Annotated in this window: 25 protein-coding genes; 14 read left to right on the top strand and 11 right to left on the bottom strand. The window is 62.2% G+C overall.

Annotated elements, in window-relative coordinates:
* Positions 1-317: 317 nt before the first annotated feature.
* From ACSQ2A_RS06115 to ACSQ2A_RS06100, 4 genes are all read left to right on the top strand, one after another.
* Positions 318-1,793: an AMP nucleosidase gene (locus tag ACSQ2A_RS06115; protein WP_436071474.1), complete on the top strand. Its 1,476-nt coding sequence runs from the start codon at positions 318-320 to the stop codon at positions 1,791-1,793.
* Positions 1,794-1,840: 47 nt separating this feature from the next.
* Positions 1,841-2,017: a hypothetical protein gene (locus ACSQ2A_RS06110; RefSeq protein WP_436071473.1), complete on the top strand. Its 177-nt coding sequence runs from the start codon at positions 1,841-1,843 to the stop codon at positions 2,015-2,017.
* Between the two features lie 46 nt (positions 2,018-2,063).
* Complete coding sequence (locus ACSQ2A_RS06105) at positions 2,064-2,363, top strand: hypothetical protein (protein ID WP_436071472.1); 300 nt, start codon at positions 2,064-2,066, stop codon at positions 2,361-2,363.
* 122 nt (positions 2,364-2,485) lie between these two features.
* Positions 2,486-2,878: a hypothetical protein gene (locus ACSQ2A_RS06100; protein ID WP_436071471.1), complete on the top strand. Its 393-nt coding sequence runs from the start codon at positions 2,486-2,488 to the stop codon at positions 2,876-2,878.
* A 66-nt stretch (positions 2,879-2,944) separates the two neighbouring features.
* On the opposite strand, the gene aqpZ is transcribed toward ACSQ2A_RS06100, so the two are convergent.
* From aqpZ to eno, 3 genes are all read right to left on the bottom strand, one after another.
* A complete protein-coding gene (aqpZ, locus tag ACSQ2A_RS06095) occupies positions 2,945-3,631 on the bottom strand; it encodes an aquaporin Z (protein ID WP_436071470.1) in 687 nt (228 codons plus the stop codon).
* A gap of 111 nt (positions 3,632-3,742) precedes the next feature.
* Positions 3,743-4,702, bottom strand: a complete 960-nt coding sequence (locus ACSQ2A_RS06090; protein ID WP_436071469.1) for an NAD(P)-dependent alcohol dehydrogenase — start codon at positions 4,700-4,702, stop codon at positions 3,743-3,745.
* Between the two features lie 2 nt (positions 4,703-4,704).
* Positions 4,705-5,982, bottom strand: coding sequence for a phosphopyruvate hydratase (eno, locus tag ACSQ2A_RS06085; protein ID WP_295412208.1), 1,278 nt, complete (start codon positions 5,980-5,982; stop codon positions 4,705-4,707).
* Between the two features lie 153 nt (positions 5,983-6,135).
* Between eno and ACSQ2A_RS06080 the strand changes: the two genes are divergently transcribed.
* Positions 6,136-6,561 (top strand): VOC family protein, encoded by a 426-nt coding sequence (locus tag ACSQ2A_RS06080; protein WP_436071468.1) that lies wholly within the window; start codon positions 6,136-6,138, stop codon positions 6,559-6,561.
* Between the two features lie 264 nt (positions 6,562-6,825).
* Here the strand turns inward: ACSQ2A_RS06080 and ACSQ2A_RS06075 are convergent, their stop codons facing one another.
* Positions 6,826-7,233: a rhodanese-like domain-containing protein gene (locus tag ACSQ2A_RS06075; RefSeq protein ID WP_436071467.1), complete on the bottom strand. Its 408-nt coding sequence runs from the start codon at positions 7,231-7,233 to the stop codon at positions 6,826-6,828.
* A gap of 79 nt (positions 7,234-7,312) precedes the next feature.
* Between ACSQ2A_RS06075 and ftrA the strand changes: the two genes are divergently transcribed.
* A complete protein-coding gene (ftrA, locus tag ACSQ2A_RS06070) occupies positions 7,313-8,284 on the top strand; it encodes a transcriptional regulator FtrA (protein ID WP_436071466.1) in 972 nt (323 codons plus the stop codon).
* Between the two features lie 230 nt (positions 8,285-8,514).
* Here the strand turns inward: ftrA and ACSQ2A_RS06065 are convergent, their stop codons facing one another.
* From ACSQ2A_RS06065 to ACSQ2A_RS06055, 3 genes are all read right to left on the bottom strand, one after another.
* Complete coding sequence (locus ACSQ2A_RS06065; RefSeq protein WP_436071465.1) at positions 8,515-9,804, bottom strand: MFS transporter; 1,290 nt, start codon at positions 9,802-9,804, stop codon at positions 8,515-8,517.
* A 261-nt stretch (positions 9,805-10,065) separates the two neighbouring features.
* Complete coding sequence (locus ACSQ2A_RS06060) at positions 10,066-10,242, bottom strand: DUF4169 family protein (RefSeq protein ID WP_436071464.1); 177 nt, start codon at positions 10,240-10,242, stop codon at positions 10,066-10,068.
* Between the two features lie 10 nt (positions 10,243-10,252).
* Entirely contained in the window at positions 10,253-10,624 is a 372-nt protein-coding gene (locus ACSQ2A_RS06055; protein WP_436071463.1) for a winged helix-turn-helix transcriptional regulator, read from the bottom strand.
* Between the two features lie 131 nt (positions 10,625-10,755).
* On the opposite strand from ACSQ2A_RS06055, the gene ACSQ2A_RS06050 reads away from it, so the two are divergent.
* Positions 10,756-11,604, top strand: a complete 849-nt coding sequence (locus tag ACSQ2A_RS06050; RefSeq protein ID WP_436071462.1) for an SDR family oxidoreductase — start codon at positions 10,756-10,758, stop codon at positions 11,602-11,604.
* A 129-nt stretch (positions 11,605-11,733) separates the two neighbouring features.
* Here ACSQ2A_RS06050 and ACSQ2A_RS06045 read toward each other — a convergent pair whose 3' ends face one another.
* The 3 genes from ACSQ2A_RS06045 to tpiA form a co-directional block, all read right to left on the bottom strand.
* On the bottom strand, positions 11,734-13,362 hold the full coding sequence (locus tag ACSQ2A_RS06045; RefSeq protein WP_295412222.1) for a CTP synthase: 1,629 nt from the start codon (positions 13,360-13,362) through the stop codon (positions 11,734-11,736).
* 114 nt (positions 13,363-13,476) lie between these two features.
* Positions 13,477-14,046 (bottom strand): preprotein translocase subunit SecG, encoded by a 570-nt coding sequence (gene secG, locus ACSQ2A_RS06040; RefSeq protein WP_436071461.1) that lies wholly within the window; start codon positions 14,044-14,046, stop codon positions 13,477-13,479.
* A 110-nt stretch (positions 14,047-14,156) separates the two neighbouring features.
* Positions 14,157-14,909 (bottom strand): triose-phosphate isomerase, encoded by a 753-nt coding sequence (tpiA, locus tag ACSQ2A_RS06035; RefSeq protein ID WP_295412226.1) that lies wholly within the window; start codon positions 14,907-14,909, stop codon positions 14,157-14,159.
* Positions 14,910-15,031: 122 nt separating this feature from the next.
* On the opposite strand from tpiA, the gene ACSQ2A_RS06030 reads away from it, so the two are divergent.
* The 7 genes from ACSQ2A_RS06030 to ACSQ2A_RS06000 all read left to right on the top strand — a co-directional run bounded on the left by ACSQ2A_RS06030 (position 15,032) and on the right by ACSQ2A_RS06000 (position 22,734).
* Positions 15,032-16,903, top strand: coding sequence for a SurA N-terminal domain-containing protein (locus ACSQ2A_RS06030; RefSeq protein ID WP_436071460.1), 1,872 nt, complete (start codon positions 15,032-15,034; stop codon positions 16,901-16,903).
* Positions 16,904-16,939: 36 nt separating this feature from the next.
* The gene (gene trpE / locus ACSQ2A_RS06025; protein ID WP_436071459.1) at positions 16,940-18,448 is read left to right on the top strand and encodes an anthranilate synthase component I; all 1,509 of its coding nucleotides are present in this window, start codon (positions 16,940-16,942) and stop codon (positions 18,446-18,448) included.
* A gap of 177 nt (positions 18,449-18,625) precedes the next feature.
* A complete protein-coding gene (locus ACSQ2A_RS06020) occupies positions 18,626-19,225 on the top strand; it encodes an anthranilate synthase component II (protein WP_436071458.1) in 600 nt (199 codons plus the stop codon).
* Entirely contained in the window at positions 19,222-20,244 is a 1,023-nt protein-coding gene (trpD, locus tag ACSQ2A_RS06015) for an anthranilate phosphoribosyltransferase (protein ID WP_436071457.1), read from the top strand. Before ACSQ2A_RS06020 ends, trpD begins: the two co-directional genes overlap by 4 nt.
* Entirely contained in the window at positions 20,241-21,053 is an 813-nt protein-coding gene (gene trpC / locus ACSQ2A_RS06010; RefSeq protein WP_436071456.1) for an indole-3-glycerol phosphate synthase TrpC, read from the top strand. The genes trpD and trpC overlap by 4 nt, the downstream gene beginning before the upstream one ends.
* On the top strand, positions 21,053-21,535 hold the full coding sequence (moaC, locus tag ACSQ2A_RS06005) for a cyclic pyranopterin monophosphate synthase MoaC (protein ID WP_436071455.1): 483 nt from the start codon (positions 21,053-21,055) through the stop codon (positions 21,533-21,535). The genes trpC and moaC overlap by 1 nt, the downstream gene beginning before the upstream one ends.
* Positions 21,532-22,734, top strand: coding sequence for a molybdopterin molybdotransferase MoeA (locus ACSQ2A_RS06000; protein WP_436071454.1), 1,203 nt, complete (start codon positions 21,532-21,534; stop codon positions 22,732-22,734). The genes moaC and ACSQ2A_RS06000 overlap by 4 nt, the downstream gene beginning before the upstream one ends.
* Here the strand turns inward: ACSQ2A_RS06000 and ACSQ2A_RS05995 are convergent.
* A complete protein-coding gene (locus ACSQ2A_RS05995) occupies positions 22,731-23,888 on the bottom strand; it encodes an MFS transporter (protein WP_436071453.1) in 1,158 nt (385 codons plus the stop codon). The genes ACSQ2A_RS06000 and ACSQ2A_RS05995 overlap by 4 nt on opposite strands.
* Positions 23,889-23,939 lie beyond the last annotated feature (51 nt).

Genomic DNA, 23,939 nt, shown 5'->3' with positions numbered 1-23,939 from the left:
AAAAAAGACCGTCCGACATCTCTGCCGGACGGCCTTGGGGGATATGGTCCGCCGCGCTGTTGAGGGCTTGGGGGACAAGCGGCCAACCATATCCTGCTCACCGGTGCATGGGTCGTTTGCAGTTGCCGATGAACTGAGTGAAAAGATGGGAGGCAATTGCGGCAATAAAAGTACGGCTCACCGAAGTGTGAAGACTGTTTTGGCCCCCACGGCCTCCGTTGAGAAGGTGTCATGCGGTCCCTATAGTGAACGGTCAAACCGGCGCGATTCCAATGAGCGCCCGCCGGCCTGATGTGGCCGGCAGATGAGGATGGTTCATGACGACGATTTGCCCGCCGCGCCTTGAGACCCAGAGCTTTACCGATCCAGAGGCCGCCTGGGAGCATATCGCTCACATCTACCATCGGAACTGCGATTTCATCCGCGATCAACTGGCGAGCCTGACGCGGGGAGAGATTCCGAAGGGTCGGGTGCGGGCCTGTTATCCGCAGGTGGAAGTGCGTTCCACCAGCTATTCCAAGCATGAGAGCACCCTGCCCTATGGGTATCTGCATACGCCGGGCATTTATCGCACCACGGTGACGGCGCCGGAACTGTTCAAGACCTATTTTGAAGAACAGTTCACCGTGCTGCTGCGCAATCATGGTGGCACCATCGATGTGGGTGAGAGCGACACGCCGATACCGCTGCATTTTGCACTGCCGCCGCATGAGCATGTGGATGGGGCTGCGCTGAATGCGCTCAATATTCCGCTGCGCGATGTTTTTGACGCGCCGGACCTGGCCAATACGGACGACGAGATTGCCAATGGCACTTATGTGCCGCCGCGGGGTGGACCCTACCCGCTTTCGGCCTTTACGGCGCCTCGGGTGGACTATTCGCTGTTCCGGCTGGCGCACTATACGGGCACGGCGGCCGAGCATTTTCAGAACTTTGTGATCTTTACGAACTACCAGTTCTATATCGACGAATTCTGCCGGGTGGCGAAGACGTGGATGGCCGATGGTCATTCGCACTATCAGCGGTTTATCGAGCCGGGGAATGTGTCGACCGACAATATGCTGACCGGGGGCGCGGTGACCGGGTCGCCGCCGCCGCGGACGCCGCAGATGCCGGCCTATCACCTGGTGGGTGATCGCGGGCGTGGCATTACCATGGTCAATATCGGCGTCGGGCCGGCCAATGCGAAGACGATTACCGACCATATTGCGGTTTTGCGGCCACATGCGTGGATCATGCTGGGGCATTGTGCGGGGCTGCGGAATAGCCAGGAACTGGGCGACTATGTGCTGGCGCATGCCTATGTGCGCGAGGACCATGTGCTCGATGCGGACCTGCCGCTGACCGTGCCGGTGCCGGCGCTGGCCGAAGTGCAGGTGGCGCTGGAGCAGGCGGTGGAGGAGATCACCCAGACCGAGGGGATCGAGACCAAAAAGATCATGCGCACCGGGACGGTGGCGACGTTTGACAATCGCAACTGGGAATTGCGGGACCAGACGGAGATCGTGCGGCAGTTGAGCCAGTCGCGGGCGGTGGCGCTCGATATGGAGAGCGCGACGATTGCGGCGAACGGGTTCAGGTTCCGCGTGCCCTATGGGACGCTGCTGTGTGTTTCGGACAAGCCGTTGCATGGGGAGCTGAAACTGCCGGGCATGGCTTCGGATTTTTATCGCACACAGGTCAATCGGCATTTGCAGATTGGGCTGAGGGCGATGGAGATTTTGCGGGATCAGCCGGCGGAGCGGCTGCATTCACGAAAACTGCGGAGTTTTGCGGAGACGGCGTTCCAGTAACGGAGCGGTTACGGATAGCGTCGGGACTAGTGTTACAGGAGCAAGAGATGGCGAACGATAAACGTCACGATGAACAGGTGCGGCTGGCCGGATGGACGGCCGGGGCCACGGAAAAAGACAAGAACACCAATCCACACCGCGGCAAGAAGAATGACGACGAAGCCAACTGGGACGAGGGCTGGGAAAAGGGCCATGCAGGCGAGGACTATACTGTCTGGTCCTGATAGGCGCTCGCGTGCGGGCACCATACAAATCCCATAGGAGAATGCTTTGGCGCTTTTTGCCGTAAGCTTCATGCTCGAAGACGGAAGCGACTATGACGATCGCCATGCTGCGCTGGCCAAGGCCATCGAGCAGGCGGCAGATGGCGAGGTCTGGTCGGAAACCGCGTCGTTTTATCTGCTGAATTCGACCCGGAACTCGGTGGGGCTCAAAGACGAGATCACCTCGGCGGTCGCGTTGCAGGATGGCGACGTGCTGCTGGTGATCAATCTGAGCAAGACCAAGGGCCATGCGACCAGCGGCATCGCCAAGAAAGCTCTGTTCAAGAAGCTCATCGATCACCGCTGACTGCTGCCGGGCACTGGATCACGACTTTAGCGGCGAGTGAACCGCAACTCCTGTCTCTGCGTTGGCTCCCATCGGCTTATTGGACTGCCGGTGTGTTGCCACGCAAATGGCAGGAGACCTCAATGCACAAAATCACCGCCCTAGCTGCAATCGCTGGACTGAGCGCGATGCTCGCGGCGCCAGCGATGTCGCAGGACGCCGCGCTCGATCCCTCGGGCTCCTTTGCCGATGAGTGGGGCACGACGTTCACGTTCTCCCTCTGCGGATCCGGGACCGACCTGTGCGGGACGCTGGATGTTCTGCAGGGTGACTCTGCGACCGAAGAGAACCTTGCTTATGTCGGAAAGCAGGTGATGCAGGCGCAGCAGACGGCGCCGAACACATGGAAAGGGGCGCTGGATGCCGGGGGGCTGAGCGCTGAAGCGACGGTTACGCAGACAGGCCCCGATACTATCGACATTGAAGGCTGCCAGGCGGAACTGCTTTGCCAGACGCTGACCTATCAGCGGAAGTAAGGGCGTCCCTCTTCTGACCCGACAAGCAAAAGGCCCGGTTTGTTCCACCGGGCCTTTTTCGTTGCGTCAGTCGCGATCGAGCAGGGCTTTCCAGAGGATGGCGCCGATGGCGGCGCCGGCGAGGGGCGCGACGATGAAGAGCCAGACCTGACCGAGCGCGCCGTTTTGCGCGAAGATGGCGGCGGCGATGGAGCGGGCCGGGTTCACCGAGGTATTGCTGACCGGGATCGAGATCAGGTGGATCAGGGTCAGGCCGAGGCCGATGGCGATGGGCGCGAAGCCGACGGGGGCGTTGCCGTGGGTCGAGCCGAGGATGATGATCAGGAAGAAGGCGGTGAGCACGACTTCGGCGATCAGCACGGAGACGAGGCCATAGCCATGGGGCGAAAGGGCATCGTAGCCGTTGGAGGCGAAGCCGCCTGCCGTGAAGCCGGCTGTGCCCGAGGCGATGGCGAAGAGGACGGCGGCGCCTAGGATGCCGCCGACGAGCTGGGCGACCCAATAGGGAATGAGGTCCTTGTATTGGAAGCGGCCGGCGATGGCGAGGCCGAGGGAAACGGCGGGATTGAAGTGGCCGCCGGAAATGTGGCCCACGGCATAGGCCATGGTCAGCACTGTGAGGCCGAAGGCCAAAGCAACGCCGGCATAGCCGATACCAAGTTCAGGAATACCGGCAGCAAGAACGGCAGAGCCACAGCCGCCGAATACTAGCCAGAATGTACCAAATGCTTCGGCAGATAGACGCTTTATCATACCAGAGACTCCCCAAGCGCAGATGATTCTACACTTGTCATCTTATGCCCAGTTTTTGGGCAGTACATAGGGACGTATTCCCGCTTTCGCGGGAATGACGACGTCGAGGGACTAGAGGGAGATGACGACCTTGCCCACGGCGAGACCGCTGCCGATGCGACGGAGGGCTTGGGCGCCGTCTTCGAGGGAGAAGGGGCCGTCGATGATGGGGCGAAGCGTGCCGGCGCGGCAGAGTTCGGCCAGGGCGAGATTGTCTGCGGGGGAGGCTTTGTAGACGAGGACGCCGAGGGATTTGTCGCGGCGGAAAAGGCCAGCCAGGGCGACGCGGATCAGGCTGCCATAGGTGCCGCCGATGAGCATGAGGCGACCGCCGGGTTTCAGACACCGGGCATAGTGGGCGGCGGGGCGGTTGGCGACGACGTCGATGATGAGGTCGTAGCTTTCGGGCACGGCCGTAAAGTCCTGGGACCGGTAGTCGATAAAACTGTCTGCGCCGAGGGCGAGGACGGCTTCGCGCTTTTCGGCGCGGTCGACGGCGATGATTTTTGCGCCCTTGGCCTTGGCGAGCTGGATGCCCAATGTGCCGACGCCGCCGCCGGCGCCGTTGAAGAGGACCGTGTGGCTGGGGCCAAGACCTTCGAATCTGTGCAGGGCTTGCAGGGCGAGCGCGCCGGCTTGGGGAAGTGCGGCTGCGTCGGTGAACGAGACGCCTGCGGGGATTTTGGCGAGGGTTTTCGCGGGGGCGCAGACATAATCGGCGAAGCCGCCCCATTTGCCTTCGCTGAGATCGCCGAAGACGGGATCGCCGGGTTGGAAGGCGGTAACGCCCTGCCCTATGGCTTCAACCGTGCCCGCGATATCGGCGCCGAGGATTTTGTGGGGTGGTTTGAAGGGGCCCGAGATGCGGCCCATGGGGGTGCCGGCGACGAGGTCCCAGTCCCAGGAATTGACCGAAGCGGCCTTTACGCGGACGAGGACTTCGCCCGGTTTGGGCTGCGGCCGGGGCACTTGCTCCAGCCGCAGAACCTGTTCTGGCGGGCCGTATCGCTCAAGAACGAGGGCCCGCATCATGCTTAGCGGCCCTTGACGACCGAGTAGCCGGCGTATTTGGCCGAAGAGCCGAGCTGTTCTTCGATGCGGATCAGCTGGTTGTACTTGGCCAGACGATCGGAGCGCGAGAGCGAGCCGGTCTTGATCTGACCGCAGTTGAGCGCGACGGCGAGGTCGGCAATAGTCGAGTCTTCGGTTTCGCCCGAGCGGTGCGACATGACCGAGGTGTAGCCGGCGCGGTGCGCGGTATCGACGGCGTTGAGGGTTTCAGAGAGCGAGCCGATCTGGTTGACCTTGACGAGGATCGAGTTGGCGGTGCCCATCTTGATGCCCGAGACGAGGCGCTGGGTGTTGGTGACGAAGAGATCGTCGCCGACGAGCTGCACCTTCTTGCCGATGGCGTCGGTGAGGGCCTTCCAGCCGTCCCAATCGTCTTCAGCCATGCCGTCTTCGATGGTGATGATCGGGTAGCGGGCGGCGAGATCGGCCAGGAACTTTACGTTTTCTTCGGAAGAGAGCGACTTGCCCTCGCCGACCATCTCGTACTTGCCGTTCTTGAAATATTCGGTGGCGGCACAATCGAGGCCGAGGAAGATATCCTCGCCCGGCTTGTAGCCGGCCTTTTCGATGGAGCGCATGATGAAGCCGAGGGCTTCATCGGCCGAGCCGAGGTTCGGGGCGAAGCCGCCTTCGTCGCCAACATTGGTGTTGTGGCCTTCGGCGGAGAGACCCTTCTTCAGAGTGTGGAAGATTTCCGAACCGATGCGGACGGCATCGGCAAGATTTTCGGCGCCGGCGGGCAGGATCATGAATTCCTGCATGTCGATCGGGTTATCGGCATGCTCGCCGCCGTTGATGATGTTCATCATCGGGACGGGCAGGACGTGCGCGTTGGGGCCACCGACATAGCGATAGAGCGGCAGTTCGCTCGACTCGGCAGCGGCCTTGGCGACGGCGAGCGAGACGCCGAGAATGGCGTTGGCGCCGAGGCGCGACTTGTTCGGGGTGCCATCGAGATCGATCATGGCCTGATCGACGCCGAGCTGATCGAGGGCATCCATGCCCTGGATTTCTTCGAAAATGGCGGTGTTGACGTTTTCGACGGCCTGGGTGACGCCCTTGCCGTTGTACTTCTTGCCGCCATCGCGCAGTTCGACAGCTTCATGGGCGCCGGTGGAAGCGCCCGAGGGAACGGCGGCGCGGCCAAAACTGCCGTCATCCAGGACCACATCGACTTCGACGGTGGGGTTGCCGCGGCTATCGTAAACCTGGCGACCCTGGACGTGGATAATTGAAGACATTTTCGGCCTTTCCCTGCGGTGTTTCGAGGCTATTCGGCTTCTCCTAGACTGCGCTTGTGACAAGGGAAAGAGGCGAAGCGAAATTTTCTCGCCCCTGCCCCGTTTCGCGGCACGATCGAGAACTGTAACGTTACAAAAAACGGAGGAATCAACATGCCGCTCGTCAAACAGGTCGCCCATACCTGTGTCTTCGCCAGGGATCTCGACGCCGTGGAGGCGTTTTATCGCGATGTGATCGGCATCAAGCCGAAATTCGACTTCAAGCGGGGCGACAAGCGGATCGGGTTTTATCTCGATTTCGGCAATCGGACGTTTGTTGAGGTGTTTCTCAAGGGCGAGTCGCGCTTTGAGGAGACGAACCAGATCAACCACATCTGTTTTGAGACGGATGATCTTGATGGGTTCATTGCGCATGTGAAATCGCATGGTGTGGCGATTACGGAGAAGAAGCTGGGGGTGGATCATACCTGGCAGGCCTGGCTGGCGGATCCGAGTGGGGTGAAGCTGGAGATTTTTGAATACACGCCGGACAGCATGCAGTTTGGGCCGGATGGGGTGGTTTGTCAGGTGGATTGGTAAGGTCGGAGTTACGTTTTATCTCCATGCTCGATGTCATTCCCGCGAAAGCGGGAACCCCTGTTTCGAAACGGAGGTCCCCGCTTTCGCGGGGATGACACCGAGAAAACGGAGAGAAAAGCGCGTTGTGATTTCTCAATTATCGCCACCACCGGGCTCGTCCCGGTGGTCCATGCTGAGGCGAGATGGATTGCCGGGACGAGCCCGGCAATGACGATGGAGGGGAGAGATTTGTGCGCGCGGCGGTTGTTTAAGCGCTGGTGGTGACTAGGCCGCCACCTCCTCGCTCATTTCCAATTCAAAACCCTCGTCGATCCAGCCGGTGATGCCGCCGGCCATGATCTTTACCGGGCGTCCCAGTTCCGCGAGGCGCAGGGCGCCGCGGGCGGCGCCGTTGCAGTGGGGGCCGGCGCAGTAGGTCACGAAGAGCGTGTCGGCGGGGTACTGCTCCATCTTCGAGCGGATGATCTTGCCGTGCGGCAGGTTGATGGCGCCGGGGACGTGGCCACGGGCGAACATGGCGGGGCTGCGGACGTCGAGGAGGACGAAGTCCGGGCCTTTCGAAAGGGCGTCGTGGACGTCCCAGCAATCGGTTTCGAAAGCGAACTGGGCGGCAAAGTGTTCGCGGGCGAGGACGCTGGGGGCGGCGGGGGTGGCGGCGACGGAAGTGGGCATGTGGTTCTCCTTCGCCCTCTTGGATAGGTGCGCCCTGCCCCGTTGAGAATTGGCGTGAATGACAATATGCATAGATATCATGCCAAACTTGACCGGTCCCCTTGTTGTCGCCCTGCTCTACGATGGGCTTTGCACGTTTGAATTCGGCATCGTGGCCGAGATTTTTGGGCTGTCGCGGCCGGAAATGGGAACCGGGTGGTATCGGTTTGCCAGTTGTGCCGTGGATGAAGGGCCGATGCGGGCGCATGGCGGGCTGACTGTGGTGGCCGATCATGGGCCGGAGATTTTGGCCGAGGCGGATATCATTGTCGTGCCGGGGTGGAAGGGTGCGGATGCACCCGTGCCCGAGGCGCTGGCGAAGCATCTGAGGGCGGCGCATGCGCGGGGGGCGCGGCTGGCTTCGATATGTTCGGGGGCGTTTGTGCTGGCGGCGACGGGCTTGCTGGCTGGCGGGACGGCGACGACGCATTGGCGCTACGCTGAAAAGCTGCGGGAGCGGTATCCGGATATTTTGGTGGATGATGCTTCGCTCTATCGCATCCATGACCGGATCCATACTTCGGCGGGGAGTGCGGCGGGGATCGATCTGCTCATTGAGGTCGTGCGGCAGGATTTTGGGGCGGCGGCGGCCAATTCGGTGGCGCGGCGGCTGGTGATGCCGGCGCATAGGGCGGGAGGACAGGCGCAGTTTCTGGAGCGGCCGGTGGGCGTGCGCGAGGGCACGGAGATCGGGCCGTTGCTGGAGGAGGTTCGTGGGAGTCTTGAGGCCGATTGGACCGTGGCGCGGATGGCCGATGAGATGGGGATGAGCCTGCGTACTTTTCTGCGGCGGTTTGCCGAGGCGACGGGGCAATCGCCGGGGGATTGGCTGGCTGATGAGCGGGTTGGCGAGGCCAAGAGGCTTCTTACCCAGGGCGATCCGGGGATGGAGGATGTGGCGGCTGCAGTGGGCTTTGGAAGTGCGCACACGCTTCGGCATCATTTTCGGCGGAAGGTGGGGATCAGTCCGAGTGAGTTTCGGGCGCGGTTTTTGGAGGAGGTGGCGGGGTAGCCTGTCCACGCCCTGCATCCCAGCTGATCGTCACCACCGGGCTTATCCCGGTGGTCCCCAGCGGAGGAGAGATGGATTGCCGGGACAAGCCCGGCAATGACGATGGAGGGGGAATTGTGATCTTCTCGAACGTCACCCTCGGGCTTGACCCGAGGGCCTTATGCTTGCTGCACGTTCGCTAAGTGAAGTGTCCTCGGGTCGAGCCCGAGGATGACGCGCGATGGGTGGCCCTATTCCGAAGTCTGGCGGATGAAGCCGAAGGCGACGAGCGTGATCACAGCAGCGATGATCATGTAGTAGCCGACGGTGTGTAGGCCGTAGGTGCTGGCGAGCCAGGTGGCGATATAGGGCGCGAAAGATGCGCCGAAGATGCCACCCAGATTAAAAGTCAGCGAGGCGCCGGTGTAGCGGACGGCCGTGGGGAATGGCGCGGCGAGCGCGGTGCCCAGTGGGCCGTAGGTCATGCCCATGAGGGCGAAGCCGATGCAGAGGAAGCCGAGGACGCCGACGACATTGCCCGAGCCGAGGAGCGGGGCGAGGATGAGGCCGAAGAGGGCGATGCCGATGGAGACGCCGATCATCACCTTGCGCATGCCAAAGCGGTCGGCAAGGACGGCGGCGACGGGAATGAAGAGGCCGAAGGCGAGGACGCCGACCATCTGCAGGATGAGGAATTCTTCGCGGCTATAGCCGAGGGTGCCCGTGCCGTAGCTGAGCGAGAAGACTGTCATGATGTAGAACAGCACGAAGGTGGCCAGAGCGGCCATGGTGCCCAAAAGCAGGCTCAGCTTGTGGCTCTTGAAGACGTCGAAGAATGGGACTTCGACGCGCTCGGACTTTTCCACGGCCTTGGCGAATTCCGGGGTTTCAGTGATTTTCAGGCGGATGAAGAGGCCGAAAATGACCAGCACTGCGCTGGCAAGGAACGGCACGCGCCAGCCCCAGGACATGAAGGCCTCATCGCCGAGGAAATGGGCGAGGACCAGGAAGATGGTGGTGGCGAAGAAGAAGCCGACGGGAGCACCGAGCTGGGGGAACATGCCGTACCAGGCGCGCTTGCCTTCGGGGGCGTTTTCAGTGGCGAGGAGGACAGCGCCGCCCCATTCACCGCCCAGACCAAGGCCCTGCCCCAGGCGGCACAGCGCCAGCAGCAGCGGGGCGAAAATGCCGATCTGCTCATAGGTCGGGAGCGCGCCGATGAGGACGGTGGAAATGCCCATGGTGAGGAGCGCGGCGACGAGCGTTGCCTTGCGGCCGACCTTGTCACCGAAATGGCCGAAGAAGGCGGCACCGATGGGGCGCGCCAGGAAGGCGATGGCGAAGGTGGCGAGCGAGGAGAGCAGCGCCGAGTTTTCGTCGGTCGAGGGGAAGAAGAGATGCGGGAAGACGATCACCGCGGCGGTGGCGTAGATGTAAAAATCGAAGAATTCGATCGTGGTGCCGATCATGCTCGCAGCGAGAACGCGGCGGGCGGAATTCCTCGGCGCGGCCGCCGGGGACGATGCTGATGCGATGGTCATGGTAGTCCGGGATGGTTTGACAATTGGGCGCGGAGATAGCGCGCCTCCATCCCGATAGTCCGCGCCATAGCCAACGATTGGGTTGGGGAGTACCGCAGAGTACGGTTGAGGGCAAGGGGTTTTGGCGGAGGGCTTACGATCATTAGGGATCGTCACCCTCGGGCTCGACCCGAGGGCTTTGCACTTGCCTTGCCATCGCTAAGTGAAGTGTCCTCGGGTCAAGCCCGAGGATGACGGCCGGTGGGTCCGATAGCGCTGGGGCTACTCGTCGAGCTTGTGGCCGTCCAGGTGCTTTTCGGCGCTGATCTTTTCGACCGCGTCTTTCAGCTTTTCGCCTTTGGTGCGGCCGAATTTTTGGCGGTTGGCTTCGGCCGCCGCTTCCTTTTCGGTGCGGGCCTTGGCTTTTCGGGCTTTCGACAGGGAGATGACTTCACCCATTTTGGCGCTCCTAGGCGTTCTCGCCGACTCCGGCATCATAGTTTGCCTGGGCCGTGAGGACGCTATCGATATTGTCCTGCGCCCAGAGGGAAACAGCAGCCATTTTTTCGGCGAGGCTGTGGCCCAGGGGCGTGACGGAATATTCCACAGTAACCGGCACTGTGGCGAAGGCGCGGCGGGAGACGAGGCCATCGCGCTCGAGCTGTTTCAGGGTTTGGGACAGCATCTTTTGCGAGATGCCTTCGACGATGCGACGGATCTGGTTGAAGCGCAGCGGGCCATCGACAAGTTTCCAGAGGATCAGCGCGGTCCACTTGTCGGCGATGTGGTCGAGGACCAGCCGCGTGGGACAATCCTTTTCGTAGACGTTTGGGATTTTCATGGCGGCACCAAGTTTCCGTGCGGTGACCTTATCACCCGGTAGTGCCTTCTTACCAGCTTTCCAGAAATGGTTTAAGTGCAATTTCACTAGCTAGTTTCTCTTGGGTACTAGCTGCAATGTGGAGAGTGCAAATGAGCAAAGAGATTTTGGTGATCGGCGGGACCGGCAATGTCGGCGCGGCGCTGGTACAGGAACTGCTGGCAAAGGGCGAGACGGTGCGCGTGGGGACGCGGCGGCCGGAGAAGGTTTCGGTTTCCGGGGCCAAGGCGGTGCTGGTCGATCTCGACAAGCCGGAAACGCTGGGGCCGGCGCTGGAGGGTGTGGATCGGCTGTTCGTGCTGGCGCCCGCTGGCGAGGCGGATCATGTGCGGCTGCTGGCGCCGGTGGTGGATGCGGCGGCGGAGCGCGGGGTGAAAGTGGTGTTGCAGACAGCCATCGGGGTCGAGGCGGACGACAATATCCCGTTCCGGCAGGTGGAACTGCGGCTCGAAAAGTCGGGCGTGCCCTATGTGATCCTGCGGCCGAACTGGTTCTCGGACAATTTTGAGAGCTATTGGGGCCACGATGTGCTGGCCGGTGAAATCCGCGTGCCGGCGGGCGAAGGCAAGTCGAGTTTTATCGATAGCCGGGATATTGCCGCGGCGGCTGCGGTGGCACTGACGACGGACAAGTTCGATGGGCAGGCTTTTGCGCTGACGGGGCCGGAGGCGCTGAGCTATGGCGAGGCGGCAGCGCTGATTTCCAAGGCAGCGGGGCGGAATGTTGCCTATCGGTCGGTCGATGACGCGGAGTTCGTCCCTGCCCTCGTTTCGGCGGGCCTGACGCAGGACTATGCGCAGATGCTGGCGGCGATCTTCTATCCGGTGCGCGAGGGCTGGACGGCGGCGACCACGGATGCGGTGGAGAAGCTGACGGGGAAGAAGCCGCGGACGCTGGCGGCTTATGTGGCGGAGAATGCTGCGAAGTTCATTCCGGCGTAGGACTTACCTCTGCCGTCACCACCGGGCTTGTCCCGGTGGTCCATGCGGAGGCGAGATGGATTGCCGGGACGAGCCCGGCAATGACGATGGATGGGAGGGGGCGCGAGTTGTGCCCCCTTTCTTTTTGCATCAGACCAAGCGGCTCTGGTCCATTGCTGCTGCGATGAAGCTCGTGAACAGCGGATGGGGTTCGAACGGCTTGGATTTCAGTTCCGGGTGGAACTGGACGCCGATGAACCACGGGTGGTCGGTGCGTTCGACGATTTCGGGCAGCTTGCCATCGGGCGAGACGCCGGAGAACAGGAGGCCGTTCTTTTCGAGGAGCTTCCGGTAGTCCATGTTCACTTCGTAGCGGTGACGATGGCGTTCCGAAATGCGGGTCGAGCCGTAGATGTCGGCAACGCGGGAACCGCGGGTGAGCTGGGCGGGATAGGCGCCGAGGCGCAGGGTGCCGCCGAGATTGCCGGAGGAGTCGCGGGTTTCGGTTTCGTTGCCCTTGACCCATTCGGTCATCATGCCAACGATCGGCTCCTTGGTGGGACCGAATTCGGTGGAGGATGCGGCCTTGATGCCGGCGGTGTTCCGCGCGGCCTCGATGCAGGCCATTTGCATGCCGAAGCAAATGCCGAAATAGGGCACGTCTTTGACGCGGGCGAAGCGAGCAGCTTCGATCTTGCCGGCAGAGCCACGCTCGCCGAAGCCGCCGGGCACAAGGATGCCGTGGACGTGTTCGAGATACGGGGCCGGATCGTCGCGTTCAAAGACTTCCGAGTCGATCCACTGCAGGTTGACCTTGACCTTGTTGGCGATACCGCCATGGGTCAGGGCTTCCGAGAGCGACTTATAAGCGTCCTTGAGGCCGGTATATTTGCCGACGATGGCGATGTTCACTTCGCCTTCGGGGTTGTGATAGCGGCGGGAGACTTCGTCCCAGGCGGACATATCCGGCTCGGGCGCATCGGTGATGCCGAGAGCCGCGAGGATTTCGCGGTCGAGGCCTTCATTGTGATAGGCGACGGGCACATCGTAGATCGAGGCGACGTCGAGACCCTGGATGACGGCGGATTCGCGGACGTTGCAGAAGAGCGAGAGCTTCTTCTTTTCGCCTTCCGGAATCGGACGATCGCAGCGGACCAGAAGCACGTCGGGGGCGATGCCGATGGAGCGAAGCTCCTTGACCGAGTGCTGGGTCGGCTTGGTCTTCAACTCACCGGCCGAGGGAATGTACGGCATGAGGGTGAGATGGAGATAAGCGGCGTGATTGCGCGGCAGTTCGTTGCCGAGCTGGCGGATGGCTTCGAAGAACGGGAGGCCTTCGATGTCGCCGACCGTGCCGCCGATTTCGACGAGGACGAAATCGTAGTCCTCATTGCCTTCGAGGACGAAATTCTTGATCGAGTCGGTGACGTGCGGAATGACCTGCACGGTCGCGCCGAGGAATTCGCCCTTGCGCTCTTTGCTGAGCAGGTCGGAATAGATGCGGCCCGAAGTGATGTTGTCGCGCTTGTTGGCCGCGCGGCCAGTGAAGCGCTCGTAGTGGCCGAGGTCGAGGTCGGTCTCAGCGCCGTCGTCGGTCACGAAGACCTCGCCGTGCTGGGTCGGCGACATCGTGCCGGGGTCCACATTGAGATAGGGGTCGAGCTTCCTCAGGCGGACCTTATAGCCGCGCGCCTGCAGCACAGCGCCAAGTGCCGCTGAAGCCAAACCTTTGCCAAGGGAGGAAACCACGCCTCCGGTGATAAAAACGTACCGAGCCATGGGCGATCACCATAAGCACATCATGAACGATTCGCAGAGCCGCATGATGCGGTCCACACAAAAAGAAGAAGGGGATGTTTCCATCCCCTTTTTCGGCGGTCGCCTTTCGGCGCTTTAGTTACCGGTTGTCGTAGCCGGCGTTTGCGTACCAGTCGCTGGGGCCGGAGCCTCCGGGGTCGCTTCGGAAGAAGCTTCCGGGGTCGCTTCAGAGGAAGCTTCCGGAGCCGCGGGCGAAGCTTCCGGGGTTGCCGCGGGGACCGGCAGGTCGCTGGTCGGCGCGGGAGCCGCAGGAGTTGTAGCCGGAGCGGGCGTCGTAGCAGGAGCCTGAGCGTCGGCCGGAACCGGAAGATCAGAGGTCGAGTCGCCCTGAAGCGCGTTCAGCGCATCAAGAACGTTCGACGGAGCCGTACCATCTTCATTGGTGGTCGTGGCGCTATCGAGAATGCTCGACGTGCCGCGATCAAACTCATTGAGAATGGTCAGGCCAATGGCCGTGGCGAAGAACAGGGTTGCCAGGATTGCCGTGGTGCGGGTCAGAAGATTTGCCGAACCACGCGCCGTCATGAGGCCGCCGCCGCCACCACCGCCGATGCCAAGCGCGCCGCCTTCGGAGCGCTGGATCAGGATGACGCCGATAAGGGCCACAACGATCAGCAGATAGACAACAATAAGGACGTTCGCCATGAGGTCTTGGTCTTCGCGTCAGTCAGAAAGGATGCGGCGTCATACACGCCTAAAACGGCAAAGGCCAGACCGTTGCCGCGAAATTCGCGACAACCGCCTATGCCGTCCGGTCATACCGCCGAGATAATGGTGTAAAAGTCTTTTGCCAAGAGGCTGGCACCACCGACGAGCCCGCCATTGACGTTTTCGACCGCGAGAATTTCGCGCGCGTTCACGGGTTTGAGCGAACCACCATAAAGAATGCGGAATTCCTGGCCGCGCGGACCGAAGCGCTCGACGAGGCGGGCGCGGATGCTGGCATGCATCTGGGCGATGTCGTCATTGCTGGGGGTGCGGCCGGTGCCGATGGCCCAGATGGGTTCATAGGCGATGATGACTTCGTGCTGGCCGGCACCATCGGGAATGGAGGCGGCGAGCTGGGCGGCGACGACGGATTCGGCCTGGCCTGCATCGCGCTGGGCTTCGGTTTCGCCAACACAGATGATCGGCTTCAAACCAGCGCCGATGGCAGCTTCGGCCTTGGAGCGAACCTGATCATCGGTTTCGCCATGATCGGCGCGGCGCTCGGAATGGCCAACGATGACGAACTGGGCGCCAGCATCAGCCAGCATATAGGCGGAAATGTCGCCGGTATGGGCGCCGGATGCATTGGCGTGGCAATCCTGGCCACCGGCCATGATACCGCTCGATGCACCCTGCGCCGCGACGGCGGCAACGAGGGTCGCCGGCGGGCAGATGACGACAACAGCGCGTGGAGCCTCGCCAGTCGTGAGCAAATGGGCCAGTTCAGTCAGCTCGTCGAGCGACTGGGACACCCCGTTCATCTTCCAATTGCCGGCGATCAGCGGTGAGATGGTGGTCAATCTAGATACTCCTGCCTCTTGCGCCAAAGTGGGCTTTGCCCTAACCCCGGCTGTCGGAAAGTCTTACTAGTCTCAGGTGACCCTTCGGGTAAAGCCTCAGACCCCAAACTGGAACGTTCGAAATGCTCGATGGTTTGCGTAGCTTTGCAAAATCCTGGCCGGGGAAAATCCTGGGGGCATTTCTGCTAGTGGGTGTGGCCGGCTTCGGTATCAACAACGTGATCACCGATCTCGGCAGCAATACCGTGGCACGCGTAGGCGACCAGGAAATTACCTCTCGCGAATTCTTGCGGGCCTATCAGACCCAGGCGAACAACCTCGCCAACCAGATCGGCCGCGTGCCGACCGTGGCTGAAGCCGAGGCCATGGGTCTGCCGACCTATGTGCTGATGAACATTTCGCAGGGCGAGGCGATGAATGTGCTCGCCAACCAGCTCGGGCTTGGCGTTTCTGACGCAAAGCTGGGCGAGATGCTGCGCGCCGACCCGTCCTTCCAGGGAACGCTGGGCAATTTCGATCCGGCGATCTTTACGCAGGTTCTGCAGGCCAGCGGCTGGACGGAGTCCGAATATTTCGAGACGCGCGGCAATGAAGCCAAGCGCGAGCAGCTGATCTCGGCGCTCTTTGCCGAAAAGACCCTGCCCGACGTGGCCCAGGGCCTGATCAACGACTATGCCGGTACGCAGCGCACCATCGACTATATCACGCTGACCGATGCCAATATCGAGACGCCGGCTGCCCCGACCGAGGAAGAGCTGACGGCTTACCTCACCGAGCACCAGGCCGAGTATCGCACGGTGGAAACGCGCAAGGTGCAGATGCTGGACCTGTCGCTGGCCTCGCTCGCAGCGACCAAGACGATCGAAGAAGACGCGATTGTCGCCGAATATGAACGCATCAAGGCAACGCTGACGACGCCGGAAAAGCGCACCATCGAGCAGGTCGTGCTCAATGCGGAGCAGCAGACCGCTTTCGAGGCTGGCCTTGCTGAGGGCAAGGATTTTGCGACGCTGCTGACCGAAAACGGCCTTACGGCGACGAGCCTTGGCACACTGACCCAGGCGCAGGTGACCGACACGGCACTTGCAACTGCTGCCTTTGGCCTTGCGCAAGGTGGTGTGACGCTGATCGACGGGGTGACCGGCAAGCGTGCCGTGCACGTTGCCGCGATCGAGGCAGCCGGCCAGCCGACGCTGGAAGAAGCGCGCGAGCAGATCGTGACCTCGCTGTCGATGGCTGCGGCTCGCAACGAAATCAACGACATTCTCGACCAGATCGAAGAACTCCGCGCAGCCTTCCGGCCGCTGACGGAAATTGCCGAGCGTTTTGGGCTCGATCTCTATGAGGCCGACGTGACCTCGGGCGGCACGCAGCTGGAAATCCTGCCGAACCTGCAGGCCGAAGAGCGCACCAAGGTGAGCCAGGCCATTTTCAAGGCGACCGCTGGCCAGCTGACGCCGTCGATTCCGCTGAGCGGCAATGCGCATGTTTTCTTCGATCTCGTCGAAGTGCTGCCGGCGCGCGACCAGACGCTGGACGAAGTGCGCGAAGACCTGACCGCGACGCTGATTGCCGAGCGGACCAATAATGCGCTGCTCGCCAAGAGCGAAGAAATCGTCGGGCAGCTCAAGGGCGGTTCGACGCTGGCCGACCTGGCGCTGACGCTCAACCTCTTCCCGCAGCTTTCGCCGCCCTTCTCGCGCTTCGGCTCGGATGATGGCAGCATCGATAGCGTCATTGCGCAGGCCGCGTTCAATGGCGGACCGGAGCACAAGGGCTCGGTGGTGAGCAGCACGGGCGAATTCATCGTCTTCGAGGTGGTGGAAAACACCGTGCCGACCGAACCGCTCGAAACCGCGGCAGCCGATAACCTGCAGAACGAAGCCAAGAACGGGGTCTATGGCGACTTCGTCGGTGCTGTGCGTGATGATGCAGGCCTGAGGATCAACCAGCAGGCGCTGCAGCAACTGCTAACTCTCAACTTCGGCCAATAGAACCGAGCCGCTTTACCACCAACCGTAGAGACCACGATGGGCGACGATTTTTCCACGCGTTTTGCAGAGCAATATGAAGCCGGCAAATCGCAGATCGTCTGGCGTCGCATCGTGGCCGATCTCGAAACGCCCATCGGGACCTATCTCAAGCTAGCGCAGGAACGGACCCATTCGTTCCTGCTGGAAAGCGTGCAGGACGGGACGACGCGTGGGCGCTATTCGATCATCGGGCTCTTGCCTGACCTGATCGTTCGGGTCGAGGACGGCACGGCGAGTGTCAACCGGCAGGCGCAGCTTGACCCAGATGCCTTTGAGGTGATGGAGGCAAAGCCGCTCGACGCGCTGCGGGGGCTGGTGGCGGAAAGCCAGATCGAAGTGCCGCCGGGGCTGCCGCCGCAATCGGCCGGGATTTATGGCTATCTCGGCTATGAGATGGTCCGCTACATGGAAGTGCTGCCCAACAGCAATCCGGACGATCTCAAGACGCCGGAAGCTGTGCTGATGCGGCCGTCGCTGCTGGCGATTTTCGATACGGTCAAGGACGAGCTTTATCTGACGGCACCCGTCTACGTGAAAGCTGGCGTTTCGGCGCGGCAGGCGCTGGAAGCGGCGGAAGCGCGGATCGATGATGCGATTGCCCGGCTTGGGCGGGCGCTGCCGGCCACCCCTGCCCTGCCCGATCTCGAATCCATCGAGGTGACCAGCAATACGTCTCGCGACGAATATTTCGAGATGGTGGCGCGGGCTAAGGACTATATCGCGGCCGGCGATATCTTTCAGGTGGTGTTGAGCCAGCGGTTTTCGGCTGATTTCACGTTGCCGCCGACGGCGCTCTATCGGGCGCTGCGCCGGACCAATCCCTCGCCATATATGTATTTCCTCGATTTCGGGGATTTTGCCGTGGCCGGGTCGAGCCCGGAAATTCTGGTGCGGGTGCAGAATGGCGAAGTGACCATTCGGCCGATCGCCGGGACGCGAAAGCGTGGCGCGACGCCGACGCGGGATCAGGAATTGGCGGCGGAGCTGCTGAGCGATCCGAAGGAATTGGCTGAGCATCTGATGCTGCTGGACCTCGGGCGCAATGATGTGGGTCGCGTGGCGGAGACGGGTTCGGTGAAGGTCACCGACAAGTTCTTCCTCGAATACTATTCGCACGTGATGCACATCGTCTCGAACGTGGTTGGCAAGCTCGATCCGCAATATGACTTTGTGGATGCGCTGTCGGCAGGGTTCCCGGCGGGTACGGTTTCCGGGGCGCCGAAGGTGCGGGCGATGGAGATCATCGACGAACTCGAAAAGTCGCGGCGCGGGATTTATGGCGGTTGCGTCGGGTACTTTGGTGCCGATGGGACCATGGATACCTGTATCGTGCTGCGCACCGGCATCGTGAAAGACGGCAAACTTTACGTGCAGTCGGGCGCCGGGATCGTGGCCGATAGTCAGCGCGAGCTGGAACAGCTCGAATGCGAGAACAAGGCGCGTGCCCTTTTCAGCGCGGCAGAAGAAGCGCTACGCTATGCCGGCGAAGCGGGAGTGGGACAGTGAGTTTTGTGTGTTTTGAAGCAAGGGATTCCCGCTTTCGCGGGAATGACACGGTGAGTGTGGAAGCACTCGGCGTCATCCCCGCGAAAGCGGGGATCTCCAATCGATGGCGGGGTCAGCTCTGAAACAGAGATTCCCGCTTTCGCGGGAATGACACCGTGGATTGGAGAAGGCCCCAAAATGACAAAAACCCTCGTCATCGATAACTACGACAGTTTTACCTACAACCTCGTCCATTTCCTGGGCGAGCTCGGCGCCAAGATCACCGTGCGCCGGAATGACAAGATTACCCTTGAAGAAATAGCCGCCATGGCGCCGGAGGCGATCGTGCTGTCGCCCGGGCCGTGCACGCCGACCGAGGCGGGGATTTGCCTTGCCGTGATCGATCGGTTCAAGGGGCAGATTCCGATGCTGGGCGTGTGCCTGGGGCATCAGGCCATGGGCCAGGCGCTGGGCGGCGATGTCATTCGCGCACCGCATCTGGTGCATGGCAAGACCAGCAAGATCAACCATACCGGAAAGGGTATTTTCCGGGGGCTGAATGCGGGTTTTGAGGCGACGCGGTACCACTCGCTGATCGTCAAGGCCGAGACGCTGCCGGATGTGCTTGAGGTGACGGCGACGACCGATGATGGGCTGATCATGGGCATGCAGCACAAGACGCTGCCGCTGCACGGGGTGCAGTTCCATCCGGAAAGCATTGCCTCGGAAAATGGTCATGCGCTGCTGCAGAATTTTCTGAACATTGCTCATGACTTCAACGGGCAGAGGGCGGCGTGATGGATATCAAGCAGGCTCTGCACAAGATTTCCGAAGGGCGAGATCTCGCGGGCGAGGAAATGCGCTCGGTGATGCGGCTGATCATGGAGGGGGAAGCGACGCCGGCGCAGCTCGGTGCTTTCCTCATGGGCATGCGCATCAAGGGCGAAAGCGTGGGCGAGATTGCCGCCGCGGTTTCGATCATGCGCGAAAAGATGGTGCCGGTGGATGCGCCCGAGGATGCCGTCGATATCGTCGGCACGGGCGGCGACGGCGTCGGCACGCTGAATATTTCGACGGCGGCTTCGTTCGTGGTGGCGGCAACGGGTGTGCCGGTGGCCAAGCATGGCAATCGGGCGCTGTCGTCCAAATCGGGTTCGTCGCAGGCGCTTGAGGCGCTGGGGGTAAAACTCGATCTGACGCCGGCGCAGATTGGCGAATGCATCAGGCAGGCCGGGATCGGCTTCATGTTTGCCCCTTCGCATCATCCGGCGATGAAATATGTGGGCCCTGCCCGCGCTGAACTCGGCGTACGGACGATGTTCAACTTGCTGGGGCCACAGTCCAATCCCGCGAGCGTGCGGCGCTACGTGCTTGGGGTTTATTCCGAGCAGTGGGTGGAGCCGGTGGCGGCGGCGCTGCTCGCGAACCGGGCGGTAAAAGCCTGGGTGATGCATGGCAGCGATGGACTCGATGAGCTTACCGTGACTGGGCCGAGCTTTGTGGCGCAGATTGCCGATGGTGACTTGCGCAGTTTTGAAGTGACGCCGGAACAGGCGGGGCTGAAAAGGCACGAATTGAAGGATATTCTCGGCGGCACGCCCGAGGAGAATGCGGCGGCGATCCATGCGCTGTTTGATGGCGCCGAGGGCGCTTATCGCGATATCGTGCTGCTCAATGCCGCTGCAGCGCTGATCGTGGCCGACAAGGCGGACGATCTCAAATCAGGCGTTGCCATGGCGAAGGAAGCCATCGACAGTGGCGCGGCGAAACAGACCCTGGCCAAGCTCGTGGCCGTTTCCAACGGACAGAATGCATGACCGACATTCTCAAACAGATCGAAGCCTACAAGCGCGAGGAAATCGCGGCGGCAAAGTCGATGCGGCCATGGGCGGAAGTCGTCGCCCAGGCGCATGACCAGCCCAAGCCGCGCGGTTTTCTGAAGGCGCTGAAGGACAAAAGGGCGAAGGGGCAATATGGCCTGATCGCCGAGGTAAAGAAGGCTAGCCCGTCCAAGGGGCTCATTCGGGCCGATTTCAATCCGGCGCAGATTGCGCGGGACTATGAGACGGCTGGGGCGGACTGTTTGTCCGTGTTGACGGATCGGCCGAGCTTTCAGGGTTCGCCGAGCTATCTGATCGAGGCGCGGGCGGCGACGAAGCTGCCGGTGCTGCGCAAGGACTTCTTGTTCGAGACCTATCAGGTGGCGGAAGCGCGCTCCTGGGGGGCGGACTGCATTCTGATCATTCTGGCGGCGGTCGGCGACGACGTGGCGCGCTATCTGCTCGATGCTTCGGAAGAATGGGGCATGGATGCGCTGGTGGAAGTACACGACCAGCTCGAGCTGGATCGGGCGCTGGCGCTGGATTCAAAATTCATCGGCATCAATAACCGCAATCTCAGGACGTTTGAGACGACGCTGGACACTTCGGTGCAGCTCGCCGTGGGCGTGCCCAGCAATGTGCTGCTGGTGAGCGAGAGCGGCATCGTCAATCATGACCATGTTCGCATGCTCGATGAGAAGGCCGGAATCGGCACCTTCCTCGTGGGTGAGAGCTTGATGCGGCAGGACGATGTGGTGGCGGCGACGCGGGCGCTGTTGCAGGGCGTGCCCGAGACGGTGCGCTGATGAGCGAGCGGCGCCTGACCCATCTCGATGCCAAGGGCGAGGCGCATATCGTCGATATCGGCGAGAAGGCGATCACGCGGCGGCGGGCAGTGGCGCAGGCGCGGCTGAGCGGCGAGGCAGAGACGATTGCCACCATTCTCGGTGGCGGGCTCAAGAAGGGTGATGCGCTGGCTGTGGCGCGCGTTGCCGGGATCATGGGCGCCAAGAAGACCAGCGATATTATTCCGCTTTGCCATCCGATTCCGCTGACCAAGGTGAGCGTGGAGATCGAGGGCGAGAATGAGACCACCATTCTCATTCGGACTGTTGCCGAGACGACCGGGCAGACCGGCGTCGAGATGGAGGCGCTGACGGCGGCGACGACCGCGGCCCTCACGCTTTACGACATGGCCAAGGCGCTCGACCGGGCCATGGTGATTTCAGACATTTGCCTCATCGAGAAATCGGGCGGCAAATCGGGCGATTATCGAAGAGAATCATGAGCCTGCTTCCGGTTGATGAAGCGTTGAATCGCATTCTGGCACGGGTGCCGGATGTGGTCGGCGAGAGTGTTGCACTGGCCGAGGCGGCGGGGCGCGTGTTGGCCGAGCCGGTGGTGGCGAGCCATGACCAGCCGCCGTTCAATGCCAGCGCCATGGATGGCTATGCCATGCGGGCGGCCGACGTGGCCGAGGGTGTCTGGCTCAAAATTATCGGCATGTCGCAGGCGGGCGCGGGTTTTGCCGGCGCGGTCGGCGTCGGCGAGGCGGTGCGGATTTTTACCGGCGCGCCGGTACCGGAGGGTGCCGATACCGTCATCATGCAGGAAGAGGCGGAGCGGAACGGGGATCTTGTTCGCTTCACGGCCCCTGCCCGGCTGGGTCATAGCGTGCGGCCGCAGGGTTATGATTTTGCGGTTGGCCGGACGATCCTCGAGCGCGGGACGCGGCTGGGGGCGTTTCAGGTGGCGGTCGCCGCGGCGGCAAATGCGGGAACTGTGACGGTTGCTCGGCGGCCAAAGATTGCGCTGCTGGCGACGGGTGATGAGCTGGTGCTGCCGGGGACGGCATTGGGGCCGGACCAGATTGTTGCTTCCAATAGCGTTGGACTGGCAGCGGCCTTGGCGCCCTTTGCCGAGGTGGTGACCGATTTCGGGATTGCGCGGGATAGACGCGAAGATCTCGATGCGGTGCTGGAGCGGATTTTTGCCAGCGAGCCTGATGTGGTGGTGACCACAGGTGGGGCGAGCGTTGGCGAGCATGATCTCGTGCAGGCGGCGCTGCTGGATCATGGGGTAACGCTGGATTTCTGGCGGATCAATATGCGGCCGGGCAAGCCGCTGATGTTCGGCACGCGGGGCAAGACGCTGGTGTTCGGGCTGCCGGGCAATCCGGTTTCGGCCATGGTGACGGCGGAGCTCTTTGTGAAGCCGGCGCTGCGGCATTGGCTGGGATTGGCGGATTTGGAGCCGCTGCGCTTGCCGCTGCTGGGGTCGACGCCACCCAATACGGCGCGGCGGCATTTTATGCGGGCACGGGTTTTGGTGCGCGATGGCGTTACCGGGTTGTTGCCAATCAATGAGACGGATAGCGGGCATACATCGTCGCTGGCGGCAGCAGATGCGCTGATTGTGCAGCCGGAGTTCGATCCGGGGCAGCAGGTGGGCACGGTGGTTTCGGCGCTGCCGATCGGGGCGATCTAGGTCGGTCGACGCTGGTTGAGCAGAACTAGAAGCCCCAGCGCCAGACCTGAACAAATTAACGAAGCGATGAGAACAGCTTGAGGACCGATGCCGTCTAGCAGCGCGATGAGCGCTGGAGGCGCGGCGGCGGAGATCAGGTTGAGCGGCAGAGCGATGCGCGTCAGGGCGCGGGCGTATTCGGCCTTGTCGTAAAAGACGAGTGGCATTGTGGCGCGGGCGACGGCCAGGGCACCGGCGCCGATGCCGTAGACCACGATGAAGCTGACGACGCCGCCCCATGAGGTGCCGAAGACCAGCAGCAGGATCAGCGACAGGACAAGGGCCGGCGCGGCGACGAGGGCCGTGGAGAGGCCGTCCCAGCGGGTGCCGCCGAGAAGATCGAGGGCCCGGGCGGCGACCTGAATTATGCCGAGGGATGAGGCCAGGCCAACGGCGAGGTCTGGTTGTACGCCGAGGCTTTTCAGCAGCTCGATCAGGATGGCGGAGAAGCCGAAGGTGACGAAGGCGTTGAGGGCGATGGCTGCCGCGACGAGATAGAACGTGGTTTGTGCTGGGGCCGCTGCGGGTTCGATGGTTTTGGCCGGAGGGGCGGCGGCGGTTTGAGGGTGCGGCAGGCCTAGGGCGTAGAGGGCGGCGGCGAAGAGCAGAAGAGCTGCGAAGATCAGGCAGATCGTGCGCCAGTCGGTGAGGCCGGCGAGATAGGCCGTGGTGGGCCAGAAGATGGTGCCGGAAAGGCCGGAGGCCAGCATAAGGAGGCCGATGGCGTTTTTGGCGCGAGCGCCGAGGGCCTCGTTGAGGGCGATGTGAGAGGCGGTCGAGAGGGAGGCCGAGCCCGCGAGGCCCAGGATGGCCCAGGCGAGAAAATAGGGAATGGTGCCGTGGCTGGCCGCGAGAAGGATGAAGCCGAGCGCGGACATAAGGGAGCCGGCGGCGAGCAGAGTGCGGGCGCCAAAGCGGATGAAGGCGGAGCCGAGGAGCGGGGCGCAGAGGCCCATCGTAACGTAGAAGACGGACGTGCCGGCGAAGATGACCGGCTGCGGCATGTCGAGATCGGCAGCCATGGTGCTGCCGAGGACAGCGAGGAGGCCGACGGTGCCCCAACCGATATTCTGGCCGATGGCGAGGACGATGAGATAGCGGAGGGTGACGGGCACGGGGTGATCGGCGGCAGGAGGGAACTAGCCGATATCGTGGTGCTGTAGAGG

Origin of the sequence: Devosia sp. LjRoot3, from assembly GCF_964252865.1 — a bacterium.
GTDB lineage: Bacteria > Pseudomonadota > Alphaproteobacteria > Rhizobiales > Devosiaceae > Devosia.
This window is presented reverse-complemented; position numbering and strand designations above follow the sequence as displayed.

Excerpts from the sequence above, each read along its gene's own strand:
- aqpZ (WP_436071470.1), bottom strand. The coding sequence starts at position 3,631 with ATGATAAAGCGTCTATCTGCCGAAGCATTTGGTACATTCTGGCTAGTA.
- ACSQ2A_RS06050 (WP_436071462.1), top strand. The coding sequence starts at position 10,756 with ATGAGCAAAGAGATTTTGGTGATCGGCGGGACCGGCAATGTCGGCGCG.
- ACSQ2A_RS06055 (WP_436071463.1), bottom strand. The coding sequence starts at position 10,624 with ATGAAAATCCCAAACGTCTACGAAAAGGATTGTCCCACGCGGCTGGTC.
- ACSQ2A_RS06100 (WP_436071471.1), top strand. The coding sequence starts at position 2,486 with ATGCACAAAATCACCGCCCTAGCTGCAATCGCTGGACTGAGCGCGATG.
- moaC (WP_436071455.1), top strand. The coding sequence starts at position 21,053 with ATGAGCGAGCGGCGCCTGACCCATCTCGATGCCAAGGGCGAGGCGCAT.
- ftrA (WP_436071466.1), top strand. The coding sequence starts at position 7,313 with ATGCCAAACTTGACCGGTCCCCTTGTTGTCGCCCTGCTCTACGATGGG.
- secG (WP_436071461.1), bottom strand. The coding sequence starts at position 14,046 with ATGGCGAACGTCCTTATTGTTGTCTATCTGCTGATCGTTGTGGCCCTT.
- ACSQ2A_RS06060 (WP_436071464.1), bottom strand. The coding sequence starts at position 10,242 with ATGGGTGAAGTCATCTCCCTGTCGAAAGCCCGAAAAGCCAAGGCCCGC.
- ACSQ2A_RS06080 (WP_436071468.1), top strand. The coding sequence starts at position 6,136 with ATGCCGCTCGTCAAACAGGTCGCCCATACCTGTGTCTTCGCCAGGGAT.
- ACSQ2A_RS06030 (WP_436071460.1), top strand. The coding sequence starts at position 15,032 with ATGCTCGATGGTTTGCGTAGCTTTGCAAAATCCTGGCCGGGGAAAATC.
- trpE (WP_436071459.1), top strand. The coding sequence starts at position 16,940 with ATGGGCGACGATTTTTCCACGCGTTTTGCAGAGCAATATGAAGCCGGC.
- ACSQ2A_RS06020 (WP_436071458.1), top strand. The coding sequence starts at position 18,626 with ATGACAAAAACCCTCGTCATCGATAACTACGACAGTTTTACCTACAAC.
- ACSQ2A_RS06065 (WP_436071465.1), bottom strand. The coding sequence starts at position 9,804 with ATGACCATCGCATCAGCATCGTCCCCGGCGGCCGCGCCGAGGAATTCC.
- ACSQ2A_RS06000 (WP_436071454.1), top strand. The coding sequence starts at position 21,532 with ATGAGCCTGCTTCCGGTTGATGAAGCGTTGAATCGCATTCTGGCACGG.
- ACSQ2A_RS06090 (WP_436071469.1), bottom strand. The coding sequence starts at position 4,702 with ATGATGCGGGCCCTCGTTCTTGAGCGATACGGCCCGCCAGAACAGGTT.
- ACSQ2A_RS06115 (WP_436071474.1), top strand. The coding sequence starts at position 318 with ATGACGACGATTTGCCCGCCGCGCCTTGAGACCCAGAGCTTTACCGAT.
- trpC (WP_436071456.1), top strand. The coding sequence starts at position 20,241 with ATGACCGACATTCTCAAACAGATCGAAGCCTACAAGCGCGAGGAAATC.
- eno (WP_295412208.1), bottom strand. The coding sequence starts at position 5,982 with ATGTCTTCAATTATCCACGTCCAGGGTCGCCAGGTTTACGATAGCCGC.
- ACSQ2A_RS06075 (WP_436071467.1), bottom strand. The coding sequence starts at position 7,233 with ATGCCCACTTCCGTCGCCGCCACCCCCGCCGCCCCCAGCGTCCTCGCC.
- ACSQ2A_RS06045 (WP_295412222.1), bottom strand. The coding sequence starts at position 13,362 with ATGGCTCGGTACGTTTTTATCACCGGAGGCGTGGTTTCCTCCCTTGGC.
- ACSQ2A_RS06110 (WP_436071473.1), top strand. The coding sequence starts at position 1,841 with ATGGCGAACGATAAACGTCACGATGAACAGGTGCGGCTGGCCGGATGG.